The sequence below is a fragment of the Thermogutta sp. genome (assembly GCF_014359955.1).
Lineage (GTDB): Bacteria > Planctomycetota > Planctomycetia > Pirellulales > Thermoguttaceae > Thermogutta.
Genome location: NZ_JACIYL010000761.1, coordinates 1 through 2103 on the forward strand (window position 1 = coordinate 1; position 2103 = coordinate 2103).

The window sequence follows — 2103 nt, forward strand, 5'->3', positions numbered from 1 at the left end:
CCCGTGTGCATGCCCACTTCCTGTCAAACTGGCAGTCTCCTGCCATGAGAGATCCTGGTTCCAGGCCTTAGGGAGACTAAGATCCTTCCCTGCAAATTCGATACCGCGTAGCGTCAGCATCACGTGCTGGAAGGATGGCGGCTCTCACGTCCTCACTTTGTTCGCGGCATGGACTCAGGGCGACAAGGGAAACAGTGAGGAGAAAGAATTTCCACGCGGGACGGCCATGGGAAGCGCGGCAGAATGACAGAGCGACGGGCGGAAACAATTGCAAGGATCGGGTGGTCCGCAGGTCGATGCGTGTCCTTTGGCTACAGCCTCACGCGGAAGTGGCGGAGATGTCACGTTCGCGGGTTCTACGGCGGCGATTCCAGGCCAGTCCCAGTCCGGCGACTCCGAGAATGAGCAAGCAGCCCGTGCTCGGTTCGGGGATGACCTCCCCACCGGTAGGTCCACCCTGAATTTCAAACCGGGGGAACGAGAGGGGACCGCTTGAAATACCGAATAACTCCCCAAGGAGGGGATTCGCCTCAGCAAGACTTCCCAGCGCTTCCTGTTCCTCCGGAGAAAGTGTCTCGCGATTGAGGAGAAAAGTCGCCTGGAGAGAAGGACCGAGCGGGTCGTAGGGGTCGTAAAGGAGCTCCCTTGCCCAGCCCCACAGATTCATCCCCAGGATGCCGTCCAGTCCTTCCACCAGATCGGCGACAAACACAGGCGCGTTGGTGAAGCGGAGTTCACCGTCTACCACCCCGTCGAAATCGGTGTCGATGGGCAAGGCCAGCCAATCGACGGTGAAGCCGGGGACCGTGATCGGGCTCCCCGCCGCACCCACGATGTCGATTGTGGTCTCCGGCGAATTCAAATCAAAACCGAGCGCCTGGGCAATCGCCGTACTGATCACACTGATGGAGGCCCCGGTGTCAAAGAGAAACACCGCGTTGCTCACGGTGGCCAGGGCTTCACCGAGAGAGACCTGCTCCTGAACGGGGTTGGGAGCGACAGTGACCTCGTTGCCAGGATTGGCGTAGTTTTCCGGCCCAAAGAGCGTCAAAGGAATTCGTACCGGATCGGTCGTCGTTCCCGGGATGCCGGCCAGGCGGGTGCCCGCCGCGACGAAGCTGAGGTCAGGCATGTACAGAACAATTCCCGAAAACAGGGATGCCCAGGTCGGATCGTCGGCAAAAAACGCCCCCAGGTCGAACTCGTAGCCCAGCATGTCCACCTTGGCAGCCGGGAGAGCAGAGCCTGGTGGGGGAATCGTCCCGAAATGCACGGGTGTGCCGGCAATATTGGGGAGTTGGGCACTGCCGGTGTCCGTTCCCACAAAGACCTGCACCCCGGGCACCGTGACGCCGCCGGTGAGATCATAGTTGAAATCCAAACCGAGACCGGCATCCCACGAGAACGACACCGCGTGCAGTCCGTCCGTCCAGAATGTCATCGGCATGGAAACGTCGCCCACGATGACGCCGTCGATGGCATCCGCGACGGCTCCGCTCGGCACCTTGATGGGCACGGGGGCGCCCATCAAGTCGAAGAAAGCGCGATCGGTTGCCGAGAGGGTTACGACACTCGCGCCGGTATCGTAAATCCCGAAGGCGAGGGCCCATTCTCCACCCCAGTTGTAGCCTTGGATGACCTCGATCTGATCGCCGAACAGATCAATGGCTGGATCGAGATCCACCTGCACGTCGCCGGCGCGAACGATTCCGCCGATAGCAAATCCTGCAATCAAAGCCGCCACAAGAGCGGAACGAAGAAATCGTGGTCGCATCGCAGCTCTCCCCTGTCGAGAGAAAAAGCCAGCCGCGTCGAACGCCGGACCGTTGGCACGGTCTGACAAGTTTTCCAGGCCGCCCCTATTTTAACGTCATGGCCAGGGCTTGCAACTGATTTCTTCAAAATTTTTTGACAAAACCGTAAAGACTCCCCGGCGTTGGACGAACCTCGGAGGGGCACGCTTGTCGTGCCCGGGAAGGGGATGGATGATCCAAGGTTGAATGACGGACCTGACAGGCAGGTCCCTCCGAGAAAAGCCGACCTGACGAGCAGGTCCCTCCGGAAGTTTTTCGGAGGGGCACGCTTGTCGTGCCCGGTGAAAGG

The 2103-nt window shown here is 60.2% G+C and carries 2 protein-coding genes; one reads left to right on the forward strand and one right to left on the reverse strand.

What is annotated here, in order from left to right; genetic code table 11:
• Positions 1–247: hypothetical protein (locus tag H5U08_RS16685; RefSeq protein WP_297035651.1), on the forward strand; the 247-nt coding region annotated here is incomplete at its 5' end.
• 72 nt (positions 248–319) lie between these two features.
• On the opposite strand, the gene H5U08_RS16690 is transcribed toward H5U08_RS16685, so the two are convergent.
• On the reverse strand, positions 320–1774 hold the full coding sequence (locus tag H5U08_RS16690; RefSeq protein WP_297035654.1) for a retropepsin-like aspartic protease: 1455 nt from the start codon (positions 1772–1774) through the stop codon (positions 320–322).
• Between the last annotated feature and the right edge of the window lie 329 nt (positions 1775–2103).

Excerpts from the sequence above, each read along its gene's own strand:
- H5U08_RS16690 (WP_297035654.1), bottom strand. The coding sequence starts at position 1,774 with ATGCGACCACGATTTCTTCGTTCCGCTCTTGTGGCGGCTTTGATTGCA.